The sequence below is a fragment of the Sphingobacterium athyrii genome (assembly GCF_003071065.1).
GTDB classification, from domain to species: domain Bacteria; phylum Bacteroidota; class Bacteroidia; order Sphingobacteriales; family Sphingobacteriaceae; genus Sphingobacterium; species Sphingobacterium athyrii.
Map to the genome: position 1 here is coordinate 37085 of NZ_QCXX01000007.1, position 14633 is coordinate 51717.

7 protein-coding genes are annotated in these 14633 nt (G+C 39.4%); all 7 read left to right on the forward strand.

The window, feature by feature from the left end; translation table 11 throughout:
* Positions 1–197 precede the first annotated feature (197 nt).
* Positions 198–1451 carry an efflux RND transporter periplasmic adaptor subunit gene (locus tag DCO56_RS21785; RefSeq protein ID WP_108635859.1) on the forward strand — a complete coding sequence of 418 codons (1254 nt, stop codon included), beginning with the start codon at positions 198–200 and terminating at the stop codon, positions 1449–1451.
* An 83-nt stretch (positions 1452–1534) separates the two neighbouring features.
* Positions 1535–3910: an ABC transporter permease gene (locus DCO56_RS21790; protein WP_108635860.1), complete on the forward strand. Its 2376-nt coding sequence runs from the start codon at positions 1535–1537 to the stop codon at positions 3908–3910.
* A gap of 35 nt (positions 3911–3945) precedes the next feature.
* The gene (locus tag DCO56_RS21795) at positions 3946–6312 is read left to right on the forward strand and encodes an ABC transporter permease (protein ID WP_108635861.1); all 2367 of its coding nucleotides are present in this window, start codon (positions 3946–3948) and stop codon (positions 6310–6312) included.
* 100 nt (positions 6313–6412) lie between these two features.
* Positions 6413–7096, forward strand: a complete 684-nt coding sequence (locus DCO56_RS21800) for an ABC transporter ATP-binding protein (protein WP_104385115.1) — start codon at positions 6413–6415, stop codon at positions 7094–7096.
* Positions 7097–7200: 104 nt separating this feature from the next.
* Complete coding sequence (locus DCO56_RS21805; protein WP_108635862.1) at positions 7201–9618, forward strand: ABC transporter permease; 2418 nt, start codon at positions 7201–7203, stop codon at positions 9616–9618.
* A 34-nt stretch (positions 9619–9652) separates the two neighbouring features.
* Positions 9653–12058 (forward strand): ABC transporter permease, encoded by a 2406-nt coding sequence (locus DCO56_RS21810; protein WP_108635863.1) that lies wholly within the window; start codon positions 9653–9655, stop codon positions 12056–12058.
* A 48-nt stretch (positions 12059–12106) separates the two neighbouring features.
* Positions 12107–14482 (forward strand): ABC transporter permease, encoded by a 2376-nt coding sequence (locus tag DCO56_RS21815; protein WP_108635864.1) that lies wholly within the window; start codon positions 12107–12109, stop codon positions 14480–14482.
* Positions 14483–14633 lie beyond the last annotated feature (151 nt).

Below are 14633 nucleotides of genomic sequence, written 5' to 3' on the forward strand. Positions count from 1 at the left end.
GTCCTGCCACAACCTGTGGTTATATTAATAAAATCCCGCTATCCTAGCGGTAAAAAACTGTAGGCTGTACGTCTCCGTACAAGAAGTGTCCGCTATCGAACACCGAACGCAAAGGAAAACAAAATAAACAACTACAAATCAACATGTTAAATTATTGGCACAGCTTTCATAGTTAGATAGCAAATTGATATTAAATTATGGACAGACCTTTAGAAAAGAAGAAGTGGAATAGCAAACGTATACTGACCATCGTAGGGGTTGCTGGCATCGTTGGATTAATCGGTGCTAGCTTTTATTTTACCTCGGGCAAAAGCAAACTCAATGTAGAGGCTGACCGCATCTCCATAGTCGAAATAAAAAATGGTAATTTTCAGGAATTCATTCCGATAAATGGTACAGTGCTTCCGATCAGCAGCATCTATCTTGATGCTTCTGTGGGTGGTCGTGTGGAGGAAAAATTTGTTGAGGATGGTACTGTCTTAAAAAAAGGCGACCCGATTATGCGTCTATCCAATACAGATCAAGAGCTCACATTAGTTCAACAGGAAACTCAGGTATTGAACCTATTAACACAGTCGCAAATCGCCCAGACGAATGCGCAACAGGCATCTATCAACAATCGTAATCAAATGGCTGATGTAGAACAGGCCTATCGAGAAGCTGAACGTGTCTATAATCTGAATAAAAAATTACTTGCAGAAAAAGCGATAGGTACACAAGAATTCGAGAAATCGAAGAACGAATATAATTATCAAAAGGAACGTGTCCACTTGACCAAACAGATCCTAAAACAGGACGAGATCTCCAATGCGCAAAAGACCAATCAGGACAAGCAGACTTACCAGCGTACACAGAGTGCATTGGAGTTAATGAAAAGAAAAATTGGTGACCTGATTGTCCGGGCACCTGTCGATGGCCAGTTAACAGCTTTTGATGCCGAAATCGGACAGAATAAAAATGCTGGCGAGCGTTTAGGTCAAATTGACGTTTTGACCGGATTTAAAGTGCGTGCTGATATCGACGAGCATTATATTAACCGCATTTTTCCAGATCTCCAAGGTGAGTTTTCCATTGGTGACAAGACCTACAAACTTCGCATTAAAAAGGTTTATACACAGGTAACCAACGGTCGTTTTCAAGTCGATATGGAATTTATCAATGACGTTCCCAAAGGAATCCGCCGCGGACAGACTTTACAGATCCGTCTTGCCTTAAGTGATGAAACGAAAGCATTATTATTAGCTAAAGGTGGTTTCTATCAGCAGACTGGTGGCAACTGGATCTTCAAATTGGATAAAAATGGAGGCACAGCCTATCGTGTGGATATCCAACTGGGCAGACAGAACCCCGAATATTATGAGGTGATCAAAGGATTGCAACCTGGAGACAAGGTTGTCGTATCAAGTTACGAAACATATGACAAGGTACAGGAATTAAGTATTAAAAGATAAAATCGCATAGCGGTCATTAAAAAATTGAAATAGAAGAGACATCCAATCCTTTCAATATCCGCTATTATAAGAGCATAAGAAAAATGATAAAGAACGCGATCAAAACTGGAATTCGTTCCTTACTGACAAACAAAAAGTTTACACTTTTGAATATTGCTGGACTAAGTATTAGTCTGGCGGTCGTTATTATCATTGCTCTTTGGATTACGGATGAGCTATCCTTTAACAAGGTCTTTAATAATTCGAACCGGGTGTATGAACTTTCCGCAAACTTTGATAAAGAAAATGATCAATTTGTGCATGCTGGCCCACCACCGATTGCTATTTATGGCAAATCAAAAATTCCAGCTATTGAAGAAATCTGTCGTATAAGCGGGGGGCGGAATATACAGTTCAATAAAAACGAACTCATGACCTCGGAATATGGTGTGTATGTTGATAGTACCTTTAACAAGGTATTTGATAGTTCTATAAAGTTATTGGAGCCTAATAAGTTATTCCAAGGGAAACAGTCCATAGTCATTACAGAGAAGATTGCTAATAAATACTTTAAAAATGAAAACCCTTTGGGAAAGACGCTCTATTTAGAAGTCGATCCTATTCTGAAAACAGGTAAACAACCCTTTTTAATCACTGCTGTAGTCAACAACTTTCCAAGTAATAGTTCACTTAAGGCTGATTACCTATTGCCTTTTGAATTATTGAACAGCCTTTCCAAAGAACCATTGGATGAGAAATGGGGCAATTTTCAATATTATATCTATTTTCTGTTAAAACAAGATAGCAAATCAGCCCAAGTAGCGGAGCAATTGACTGCGATTCAAAAAAGCAATTTCCAAGGAAACCCATTGTATAGCAAATTCGCTTTCTTTCTACAAAAAATAACACAGTTAAATTTATACACCCCTAAGGGTGACAATAACGGTATACAGTCCATTTATATATTCGCGATCATTGCCTTTGTCATACTGCTGGTTGCCTGTATTAATTACGTCAATTTAGTTACTGCTAGAGCTACAAAAAGAACAAAAGAAATCAGTATACGCAAAATTATCGGAGCCAATAGAAGTCACTTATTTCTTCAATACCTTATTGAATCTGCTGTATTATTTCTGATTTCACTATTTATAGCAACAGCGATTGCTTATTTAAGTATTCCGTTTTTTAATACAATAGCGGAAAAGAATATTCAATTCAGCCTACTTTCTTCTGAATTATGGTATATCTTTCTGCTCACTTTTATAGCAACTGTATTTATCGCAGGAATCTATCCTGCAGTACTTTTTTCAAGCAGCAAGCTTTTGAGTCAATTAAAAAATAACAATACCTTATTTGGTAATAAAAATAATCTTCGAAAAGGTCTTGTTGTCTTACAGTTCTGTTGCACCGTGATACTTATTGTTACCACTTTTATTTTCGAAAAACAGCTCCGCTACATGCGCAACAAAGACTTGGGCTACGACAAAGAGAATGTCTTTCTATTTGAGCAGAAAAACTTTTTAACGCATTATGAGGCTGTCCGTAACGAATTACAGAAACAGCAGGGTATTTTAGGTGTAACGGCCGCCAGCAATGATATCAGTAACATCGGCTCCGAAACCGCAGATATCGATTGGAATGGAAAAAACCGCATGCAATCCAATTTCTTTATCAGCCGAGTTGCAATAGCTCCAAATTTCACGTCCGTATTGGATATCAAATTAACCGAAGGAAATGGTTTTAAAAACAACCCTTCAGATAGCAGCCATGCTTTGCTCAATGAAACAGCAGTTAAACAAATGGGGCTAAAGAATCCAATTGGACAAACCATCACTTTTCAGGGTAAACAATTGACTATTGTGGGGATTATGAAAGATTTTAATTTTAATGATCTTAAAACAGCGATAAAACCTTGCATATTTTTTTCAGGCATGGGTTATGCACTCGGTGGCATGTATGTCAAAACAAGCCCAGGGCAGGAAAAGCAAGCGTTGAGTGCTGTCCAAAAATTATGGAATAAATATAATCCCGAATCAGCATTCAATTATTCTTTTATGGACGAATCTTTTGATAAAATGTATAAAAAAGATGTTGTTCATGGAAAACTTGTCCAACTATTTGCCGCCATTACGATCTTGCTTTCATGTATTGGTCTGTCGGGACTTGTATTGTTCAGTACAGAAGCTAAACTTAAAGAGATCGGAATCCGCAAAACCTTAGGCGCATCCAAACAAGATATTGTCATGATGATCGGGAAAGATTATATGGTTCCCGTGATACTTTCTTTTCTTATTGCATTTCCCATTTCTTGGCTTATCATTTCAAACTGGCTTAACAATTTTGTTTACCGCACTTCAATAGATCCTTGGATTTTTTTACTGGCAAGCCTAATAACTATTTTATTGGTGGTCCTTACAGCAGGATCTGTTTCTCTGAAAGCGGCAATGATTAATCCAACGAAGATTTTAAGGGACGAATAGAAAAATACAGAACAAATAATAATACAAGATACACGATGATAAAGAACTTTATAAAAACAGCCTTTCGTAACCTTTGGAAAACCAAAGGTTATAGCTTCCTCAACATTTTTGGGTTAGCAATTGGCATTGCTGCGGCAGCACTGATATTTTTATGGGTAGAAAATCAGTTGAGTTATAATGATAACTTTCCCAATAAAAAGGATATTTACATCGTTAAGTCAAAACAGACCTATGATGGCGCAACCTTTGTGTTCGAATCAACCCCAGGTCCCCTGGCGCAAAATATAGCGAAAGAGATTCCGGGCATTAAACATGCTGTACGTATGACATGGATTAACCCAATGTTATTCTCTGTTGGTGACAACAATTTATTTCAAAATGGGTTATATGCTGACGCCTCCGTTGCGGACTTGCTTTCCCTTGAATTTACGGAGGGAGATCGTAAGACCGCATTTGACAAAGTAGATAACATCATTTTATCGGAATCTGGTGCGAAAAAATTATTTGGTAATCAACCTGCTCTAGGCAAAACAGTGAAGACTAATAACAAAGACCTTTACATCGTTTCAGCCATTACAAAGGACCTTCCTAAAAATAGTAGTTACGAATTTCAATGGTTAATTCCATTCAAAAAATTTGAATCTACCCAAGACTGGCTGACCAGATGGGACAATAATGGCATCCAGACTTTAATTCAGGTTGAAGACAATGCAAATGTTGATCAAATCAACAAACAGCTAATGAACTATGTCAAAAACAGAACCAATGGTGAGGTTACTTTTTCACAAAACTTCCTCTATCCAATGGAAAGATGGATTACGCATAACCGTTTTGATAACAGTGGAAATGAAATAGAAGGAAGCTTAAAAAATATTCGTCTATTCACCATTATTGCGTGGATCGTTTTGCTGATTGCCTGTATCAATTTTATGAATCTCGCTACTGCCAGATCCGAAAAAAGAGCAAAAGAAGTCGGTATGCGCAAAGTTGTTGGCGCAAGCCGTCAATCGTTGATCGGTCAATTTCTCGCAGAATCATTGGTCCTAGCCTCTATCTCCTCTTTAGTCGCTATTTTATTGGTCTATATCTGTATTCGGCCATTTAATACCATGATTGGCCAAGACCTTCAGGTCGATTTATTAAAACCGATGCATCTTGCCTTTGTTATCACAATTACTTTAATATGCGGACTATTTGCAGGAAGCTATCCCGCATTCTTTCTGTCCGCTTTTAAACCACTGTCTACGATCAAAGGAGCAAAGCAGAAAGCCGGGACCGGAAGTCTTATCCGCAAGGGATTAGTTGTGCTACAGTATACCGCATCAGTTGTACTGATCATTTGTACAATCATCATTTATCAGCAAATACAACACAACAAAAATAAAGACCTGGGTTTTGACAAGAGCCAGGTACTGACCACCGCATTGCAAGGGGACATGGCCAAACATCTTCCCCTAATCAAAAACCAACTCATCGCAACTGGACTAGTGGAGCAGGTCGGTGTCAGTGATGTGAGTATTCTCAACATTTACAATAATACCTCTGGTTTCAATTGGGAAGGAAAAGATCCCAACAAGAGTATTCTGATCGGCATGTTGCGCGCAGATGAAGGATTAGTACCAGCATTAGATCTTAAAATGTTTGATGGAAGAAACTTCCATGCCAACTTACTAGGAGACAGCACTTCGGTTCTTATTAATGAAACTCTGGCTAAATTAATCCGCAAAGATGGTCATGTTGTGGGTAGTATCCTTAATTACGGCGAAGAAAATTATACTATTGCCGGAGTCGTCAAAAACTTTGTTTATAACAACGTATATGCCGATCCAGATCCGATGTTATTTATTCCCTTGGTCAGAGAGAGCGGCCTATTAAATATCCGGACAAAAGCCGGAATTGATCTACCACAAGCTATTCAGCAAATTGAAAAGATTATTGTAAAAAATAATCCCGGATTTCCTTTCGATTACAAATTTTTGGATGAAACCTTCAATAGCAAATTTCAGGCTGAACTTTTTATACAACAGCTATCCAGCGTATTTGCCATCATATCTATTATTATTTCATGCTTAGGCCTATTTGGTTTAGCCGCCTTTGCTACAGAACAACGTGCCAAGGAAATCAGTATCCGCAAAGTACTAGGAGCGTCAGTTTCTGGGCTTATCCAGATGCTCAATCGCGAATTTATTATCCTTATTGGTATCTCCTGTATTATTGCTTTTCCAATTGCCTGGATTTTTATGCACAAATGGCTGGCAGACTACGCGCATCATATCACAATTTCCTGGACAGTTTTTGTATTGAGCGGACTAGCCGCAATAGTAATAGCTTTATTGACGATCAGTTCACAGGCCTTTAAAGCTGCAATTGCCAATCCTACCAAAACACTCCGAGACGAATAAACAGAAAAATAAACACTATAAAGAATATTTTTAAACAGAATAATAACTGCCCAAAGCTGCTGCCAAGGGCCCAAAACATAAAACCATGAGCGCAAAAAATATGATTAAAATAACCAATCTTCAAAAGTATTACCGCACGGAAGAAGTGGAGACTGTGGCATTGAACAATTTGAACATTCACGTAAAAGAGGGTGAATTTGTCGCCGTGATGGGTCCATCTGGTTGCGGCAAATCCACCCTGCTGAATATTATCGGTTTATTGGATGATTTGGATGAGGGAAGCTACCTGTTCAACGAGATTGAAGTCGCCAAATTCAAGGAACGTGGCCGTTCGGATTTGCGTAAGCACAATATTGGTTTTGTATTTCAGAGTTTTAATCTGATTGATGAGCTGACCGTATTTGAAAACGTGGAACTTCCTCTTGTCTATACCAACGTACCTGCTGCAGAACGCAAGAAACGTGTCGAGGAAGTATTGGAAAAAGTACAGATCATGCACCGTCGCAACCACTTTCCGCAACAGCTTTCCGGGGGACAGCAACAGCGTGTGGCCGTTGCCCGTGCGGTCGTCAATAATCCGAAATTAATTCTTGCCGATGAGCCTACCGGTAACCTGGATTCCAACAACGGTAATGAAGTGATGCAACTCTTAACCGAATTGAACGAAGCCGGCACAACCATCGTGATGGTAACCCACAGTGAGCACGACGCCAAATTTTCGGATCGTGTCATTCGCATGCTGGATGGACAGGTTATTATGGAAACAACATCATTAGGATCCTAGTAAAGCTAGCGGCCCATTTTAAGGACAAGAAATGTTCTTAAAGATCTAAAGCGCTTACCAATACAGGATCAAGAGCTATTAAACGAGTTTAAAGTTATAAAACGATGAAAGGTTTAAAATTAATTTTAAGACAATGGGGACGTAACCGTCTGTTTACCTTCCTTAATATCATCGGTCTAGCGATCGGGATCAGCGCAAGCTGGATTGTATTTCGGATTGTCAACTACGAATTCAGTTTTAACCAGAATCATCCCGGCAAGGAACGGATTTATAAGCTTTACTCCGCCTTTAAGGAAGGTGAAAATATCCATCGTTTTGATGGGACTCCCTACCCGCTTGGTACTTACCTCGGGAATAATTTAAAGAAAGATCTGACCGGATTGGAATTGGTTGCACCGATCGCTAATCGATCATTTGAAAGCATCAAGGTTAAGCGTTCCAACAATGAAACCTTGGAGTTCAATGAGCAGGACCAAATTATTTCTGCTACTGCGGACTATTTTAAACTTGTTCCCTACAAATGGATTGTTGGTAATCCGAATACCGCACTCAAAAACAACAATGAGATCATCCTGACGGCCTCACGTGCAAAACAATATTTCCCCGATGCAGACTTAAAATCCCTTCTCGGCAAGACAATGCAATACGATGATCAGCTCCTTACCGTGACCGGAGTTGTCGCCGACTTAGACTACCCGAGCAGTTTTATCTCCAAAGAATTTATCCGTGTAAACCCCAATCCTCAGGAAGCAGAGAATTGGGAAAATTCAAGTTCAAATTTCCATGTTTATGTTAAATTAACTGAAACCGGAAGTCCCGCGCAAGTAATTGGCGCTGCAACCAAAAAGTTCAATGAGATGGTCGGAGAAAAATTCAAACAGTACAATATAACGGCTGGTTACGAATTAGCTCCGCTTACTGAATTACATTTCAATAAATTCGTCTTAAACAGCAGTGACAAGCAGGTCATGTATGGACTTATTGGCATTGCGGCATTTTTGCTCATACTGGCCAGCATTAATTACATCAACTTGACGACAGCCCGTGTTCCCGCCAGGGCCAGGGAAATCGGCATCCGAAAAACATTGGGTGAGCAACCCCGGCACCTGACATTGTCTTTTATCAAAGAAACATTTTTTACCTGTCTATTTGGGCTATTATTCTCCTGGCCATTGGTCAAGATATTTGAACTTACCTTTAGTTCATATCTCCCGCAAAATATAAATGCCTATTCAGATGGTTTATCTGTTTTTATCTTTCTATTGGGTCTTATTATCCTACTTACGTTGATTTCCAGTCTGTATCCAGCCTACCTTATTAATAAAGTCCATGTCGTCGAAGCCATAAAAATACATGCAACCGATAAAATTTCCTTTGGTGGTATTTCACTCCGCAAGATTCTCATTGTATTTCAATTTGTGATCGCCCAGGCTTTTGTCGTACTGACAGTGATCATGGGTTTACAGTTACAGCATGCTTTACACAGTGATGTTGGCTTTCAGGATGATGCTGTTATTACCCTCAAACTGCCCTATAAAAAAGCAGAAGATTCAGGCAAAAGTCCGTTTCTTTTGAAAGAACTTCTCCAAAAATATCCTGAAATCGACCAGGTTTCGCTAGGACACCTCCCAATGAATAACGACCAATGGGGAAATAATATCATGATGCAGAGCGATACCGGTCAGATCTTGGTCAATATGCCTTTTAAATATATTGAAGAAAATTACCTGGATGTATTCCAAATGAAATTACTGGCCGGGCGGCCCCTCAAACTTTCGGATACAACATCAGGAATACTGATCAATCAAAAGGCCATTAGTAAGTTTGGATTTAAAACTCCGGTGGAAGCACTCGGAAAAACCGTAACTGTAAACGATCGTCCAACCACAATTGTAGGCATACTGGCCGATTTCCACAACTTTAATCTCCATGCTCCATTAGAACCCCTTGCTATGCAAATCTCAACCAACAAGGGCACGCTGCAGAATATTAATATCAAATTAAATGGAGACCCTAAAAAATGGCACCAGGCGATTGCATCTATAAAGACCGAATGGGAAAACGTATATCCAAATGCACCATTTGCCTACCAATTTTATGATCAGCGGATCAAAGAGCTGTATGAGAAAGATTATCGCTTTTATAAAATAATCAATTTGTCAACATCCATTACCATTTTGCTAAGTTGCCTGGGATTGATCGGATTAGTGACACTTACTACGCATCAGCGGACAAAAGAAATCGGTATACGGAAAATTCTGGGCAGCACGATCAGTGGGATCGTGTTATTGTTATCCAAAGATTATATCAAACTTATTATAATTTCAATACTCATCGCCACGCCGATTGCCTGGCTGGCGATTGACAAATGGTTAACAGACTTTGCTTTTAAAATAGAGCTCAGCTGGTGGATGTTTATCGTTCCGGCGATAGTAACTATTGGCGTAGCATTTTTAGCCATGAGCTATCAATCCATCAGTGCTGCCCGCGCAAATCCGGTGGATAGTTTAAGGGATGAATAAAAAGCATTTTATAAAGAATAAAAACTGAATTGTAATGAGTAACGTGAAATTGATTTTTAGACAACTCTGGCGACATCGTCTTTTTACATTTCTGAATGTATTGGGACTTGCCATTGGTATAAGCGCCTGTTGGTTTATTTTTCGTATTGTCAATTATGAATTTAGTTTTGACCAACAACATCCAGACAAAGAGCAGATTTACAAAGTATATTCGCATACACAACAGGAGAATGAAAGCGGGGATTTTGACGCAGTACCATTTCCCCTTCCTTATTACCTGAAAGAGAACTCGCAAGATGTCGAATTGGTTGTACCTTATTATAATCGTTATTTTGAAGTCGTAACACCGGCTTCCAAAAGTGAAACGCCCACAGAATTTTCCGGACAGGAAAAGATTTTTGCAACAACTGCCGACTATTTTAAGATGGTACCCTATAAGTGGCTTGCCGGAAGTCCGCATCAGCTTTTCAAACTCCAAAATGAGGTCGTTCTTACCGCATCACGCGCGAAAGCCTATTTTCCCAAGCTGCAAAATCAGGATATTATAGGCAAGACCATTTCTTATGATACGACACAGTTTATTGTATCTGGTATTGTAGAAGACCTGAGTTATCCAAGTACTTTTATTGGTAAGGAGTTTATCAAAATACCTGATCAGGATCCGAACCTAAACAATTGGATGATGCTGATGAACTATTATCAGCTATTCGTCAAAGTCAAATCCACCGATCATCTCAAAAATCTAGCCCATACCATCGATCAAAAAGTATTGCAGATGAATGGCGAAGAATATAAAAAAGAGAACTACAAACAAACCGTTCGTTTTTCGGCATTATCTGAGCTTCATTTTAACCCTATTATACAAAATCACAGCAATATCAAGGTGCTTTATGGACTTATCGGAATAGCTGCTTTCCTACTTGTATTAGCTGCTATCAATTACATCAATCTAAGTACGGCGATGGTACCTATGCGCGCACGCGCTATCGGTATCCGAAAAACACTGGGTGAACGGGAAATTTACCTGACCAGAAGCTTTTTGACAGAGACTTTTTTGATCGCGCTATTCGCATTATTTCTTTCCTGGCCATTGACAAAAATGATGGAATTGCTGTTCAGTGATTTTATTCCTCCAGACCTCAACAACTACAACGACCAGTTCAATCTGTTGTTATTCATCATCGGATTGCTCGTCTTAATTACATTATTTGCAGGAATATATCCATCGATACTGATCAACAAAGTAAGATTGATCGACGTGATGAAAATAAAATCACTGTCAAACAATTCTAACAAAGGGGTATTTCTCCGTAAAGGTCTGATTATCTTTCAATTTGTAATTGCACAGATTTTCCTTATTGGCACTTTCGTGATCAGCATTCAGATCAAACATATGCTCAAAAGTGATTTAGGCTTTAATCAAGATGCAATTGTCACCATATCAATTCCAAATAGAAATGCTGATAAAGCGACAACAGATCCATTTGTTTTCAAGCAGGCATTAGCTAAATATCCCGAAATCAGCCGTGTTTCCTTGGGGCATTTTCCTATGGACAATAGTTATTGGGGCAATCCGATTCGCAAATATGGCGAAGAGGAAAGTAAAAATCAGTTTATGCAATACAAATTTGTGGATCAGGATTACATTGACCTTTACCATATTAGGTTACTCGCCGGTCGTAAACTGTCGATGTCCGACACAAGTTCGGGTATTGTAATTAATGAAAAAGCCATGAAAGAATTAGGATTTAAAAACGCTGACGAAGCAATTGGACAGGCTGTTGTATCCCGCGACAAAAACGTTAAAATTGTTGGTATCATAGCCAATTTTCACAGCAAAGATCTCCACCAACAATTGAATCCCATTGTGATGGAGGTTTCGACCAATAGAAGCCCACTCGGACATATTAACGTTCGCTTGGACAATGATCCTAAAAAATGGCCAACTGCATTGGCAAACCTCGAAAAAGAATGGAAAAATATCTATCCACATGCAAAATTCAGCTACCGTTTTTACGACCAGGAGATCAAGTCTCTCTACGAGACTGACATGCGATTGTCTAAGATTATCAATCTGGCAACAGCGATCACCTTATTGCTGAGCTGCCTCGGCCTCGTTGGTCTAGTCACGATAACAACTGTACAACGCACAAAAGAAATTGGAATCCGGAAAGTATTGGGAAGTTCGGTTACCGGTATTATTGGCTTACTGTCCAAAGATTACATAAAACTAATCATCATTTCAATATTGGTATCAACACCAATTGCCTGGTGGGCCATGAACGAATGGTTACGTGATATTCCATTTAAAATTGAAATACAATGGTGGTTATTTTTTATCCCGGCAATACTCACGATAATGATCGCATTTATGACATTAAGTTTCCAATCATTGCGGGCTGCCCGCGCAAATCCGGTGGATAGTTTAAGGGATGAATAAAACAGTAAAGAAGCTCAATAGTAATCAATACAATAAACACCTATCTCTATGATAAAGAATTATTTAATAACAGCAATCAGGGAATTAAGGAAAAGAAAATTCTATACCGCTATCAATATATTAGGTTTGTCGGTCAGTCTTACTGCCTCGATATTAATTATTCTCTGGGTACAGGATGAACAAAGTTTTGATAAATTCCATCCAGACTATGAGCATATCTACAAAGTCAATTCTCATTTAGATCCCGAGCATAATGGTTCTATATGGGAAAATTCTCCTGGTCCGATCGGAAATTATGCACAAAATATACCCGAGGTAGACTATGCAACGCGTATTTCACAGGACCACAATACGACGCTGGTCAATGATAAGCTAAAACGTCCCGTAACGGATATGAACATCTACTATGTTGACAGTAATTTTTTCAACATGTTTCATTTTCCGTTGCAAGAGGGCTCCCTTTCAGGTTTTCAGGCAAATTATAAACAAGCGCTTATCACCCCATCGACAGCCGAAAAACTTTTTAGTACCCAGCAGGCTATCGGAAAAACTTTCCGTTATCAGAAAGATCTCTTTACCGTGGCGGGTATCCTAAAAGATCTCCCGCAAAACTCCTCAATTCAGTTCGACGTCGTTATCCCGCTAGGTTATCATGCACAGCGATTTACAAACTGGGGCGGTAATGGCAAATGGAAAACAATAGATGAAGACATGGGCAATTACAGTTTTTCAACCTATGTTAAAGTCAAACCCAACACTTCTGCAGCACTTATCGGAAAATCTATCACAGACTCCTATACCAAAGCCCGTAACGGCGAAAATTCGACTGTATTTGTTTTAGACCCGTTAAAAACCATGCATTTAATTGCTCCTGACGGTAATAAATCAACGCTTCGCATGGTGCAGATTTTTGGGATTATTGCCGTATTGCTGCTGGTCATCGGTGCGGTAAATTATGTCAATCTGAGCACCGCAAGAGCATTGGATCGGGCGAAAGATGTTGGTATCCGCAAAATAATCGGTGCCAACCGTCTCCACCTATTCTTACAATTCATCACGGAAACAATCGTTGTATTCCTTTGCTCGCTGCTGATAGCTTTTATCCTTATATTCATCCTTCATACAGGATATAATCAGATCGCACAAAAATCAATCAGCTTTTCCTTCCGTAATACGGCAATATGGCTATACATTGGAATCGCAATTATAGGGACACTGGGTCTGTCCAGCATATATCCTGCGATACAACTTTCATCATTTAATCCAATCCATTCGTTAAAAGGAAAATCCGTAAAAGGGGTTTCTTCAAATACGATGCGTAAAATATTGGTGGTTTTCCAATTTACACTCTCCGTGACACTGATTGTATGCACACTGGTGATCCGAAACCAATTGGCTTTTATCCAAAAGATCAATCTCGGCTATGACAGAGATCATGTCATGACTCTTGGTCTTCCGGAAGAAGCCTATAAACATATGGATGCGATACGGACCGAACTCAAAAACAACAACGCTATTCAGGCTGTCTCCTTGTCCGGCGTTTACAATATGACGGATTTCGGAAATGCAACCGGAGATATAGACTGGCCAGGCAAGTCCAAAGACAACAAACTGATTGTTGCTCAGGCAACCATTGATAAGAATTTTATTCCATTGATGGGTATTCAATTTCTGGAAGGAGAAAACTTTACCGGTATGCCGGCTGATTCGTCTGGATATGTCATCAATGAGACCTTAGCGAAACAAATGGGCTTAAAACCGCCTTACGTGGGATCCAACATGAGTTTTCATGATGTTCCGGGACAAATTATCGGTGTGGTAAAAGACTTTCACTTCAAATCCATCAAAGACAGAATAGGACCGATGGTCTTTTGGACGCGTTATGGAGCAGGTACTTTATATGTCAAAACAAGTACGACAAAAGCTCCTGAGGCGATTAAGGCATTAGAAAAAATTTATAACCGTTATCCTTCCGATGCTCCATTTAACTATACATTCATCGATCAGCAGTTTGACAATTTGTATAAATCGGAGCGCCGCACTGGCCTGTTATTCAACATTTTTGCGGGCATCGCAATTTTTATATCCGCTTTGGGTCTGTTTGCACTGGCAACTCACGAAGCACAAATGCGCATAAAGGAAATCGGAATCCGCAAAGTACTCGGAGCAAGCACCTTTGGTGTCGTCAGACTACTGGGCAAAAATTTCGTGATCCTCGTTTCCATTGCCATTCTGATAGCATGCCCTATCGCAGTTTACCTGATGAAACAATGGTTGAGCAATTTTGCCTATAAAACAGATCTGGACGTACAAACGTTTGTCCTGGGAAGTATTTTGGCCTTGCTGATCGCAATTATCACCGTTAGTTATCAGGCCGTTCGCGCAGCTTTGAGCAACCCAGTAGATAGTCTAAGAGATGAATAAAAGAAGCTCAATAGTGATCAGAGAAAGTGATGGGTATCAGAAATGATCCCATTACGATCTCTACACGATTATTTCATTAACAAACAAGAGGCATTGGCCAACCTCATACATAGTTTAAAAGATGATTACATAAAATAATGAAGAGCTCATA

What these genes read in the sequence shown, in the direction of transcription:
- DCO56_RS21785 (WP_108635859.1), top strand. Translation starts at nt 198, where the DNA reads ATGGACAGACCTTTAGAAAAGAAGAAGTGGAATAGCAAACGTATACTG.
- DCO56_RS21790 (WP_108635860.1), top strand. Translation starts at nt 1,535, where the DNA reads ATGATAAAGAACGCGATCAAAACTGGAATTCGTTCCTTACTGACAAAC.
- DCO56_RS21795 (WP_108635861.1), top strand. Translation starts at nt 3,946, where the DNA reads ATGATAAAGAACTTTATAAAAACAGCCTTTCGTAACCTTTGGAAAACC.
- DCO56_RS21800 (WP_104385115.1), top strand. Translation starts at nt 6,413, where the DNA reads ATGATTAAAATAACCAATCTTCAAAAGTATTACCGCACGGAAGAAGTG.
- DCO56_RS21805 (WP_108635862.1), top strand. Translation starts at nt 7,201, where the DNA reads ATGAAAGGTTTAAAATTAATTTTAAGACAATGGGGACGTAACCGTCTG.
- DCO56_RS21810 (WP_108635863.1), top strand. Translation starts at nt 9,653, where the DNA reads ATGAGTAACGTGAAATTGATTTTTAGACAACTCTGGCGACATCGTCTT.
- DCO56_RS21815 (WP_108635864.1), top strand. Translation starts at nt 12,107, where the DNA reads ATGATAAAGAATTATTTAATAACAGCAATCAGGGAATTAAGGAAAAGA.